The sequence below is a fragment of the Bacillus cereus group sp. TH152-1LC genome (genome assembly GCF_027710505.1).
Taxonomy (GTDB): domain Bacteria; phylum Bacillota; class Bacilli; order Bacillales; family Bacillaceae_G; genus Bacillus_A; species Bacillus_A mobilis.
The window spans coordinates 1-522 of the sequence record NZ_JAQFNK010000080.1; the positions used below are offsets into that span (position 1 = coordinate 1).

The window sequence follows — 522 nt, forward strand, 5'->3', positions numbered from 1 at the left end:
AAATACAGAAACAACAGAAGTAAATGGTAAGAAAGTATGGGAAGACTACGACAATAAGTTTGGTACACGCCCAGGAATCATTAAGGTTCAACTGCTTCAAAATGGAAAAGAGTTTAAAACGCAAGAAGTGAAAGCAGATGAAAAAGGCAATTGGACATTTAGCTTTAAGGATCTACCGAAGTACGATGGAAAAGGAAATGAGCACAAGTACACAGTAGATGAAGTAAAAGTGAAAGACTATGAAACAAAAGTAGAAGGAACAACGATTACGAACACGTACAAGAATACAGAAACAACAGAAGTAAGTGGTAAGAAAGTATGGGAAGACTACGACAATAAATTTGGTACACGCCCAGGAATCATTAAGGTTCAACTGCTTCAAAATGGAAAAGAGTTTAAAACGCAAGAAGTGAAAGCAGATAAAGAAGGTAATTGGAACTTCAGCTTCAAAGATCTACCGAAGTACGATGAACAAGGAAAAGAGTACGAGTACACAGTAAGTGAAGTAAAAGTTGACGGCTA

At 36.8% G+C, this 522-nt stretch carries 1 protein-coding gene; it reads left to right on the forward strand.

Annotation, left to right across the window (positions count from 1 at the left end; translation table 11 throughout):
* A partial coding sequence (locus PDL00_RS34695) for a Cna B-type domain-containing protein (protein WP_270733851.1) occupies positions 1 to 522 on the forward strand: 522 nt, incomplete at both ends.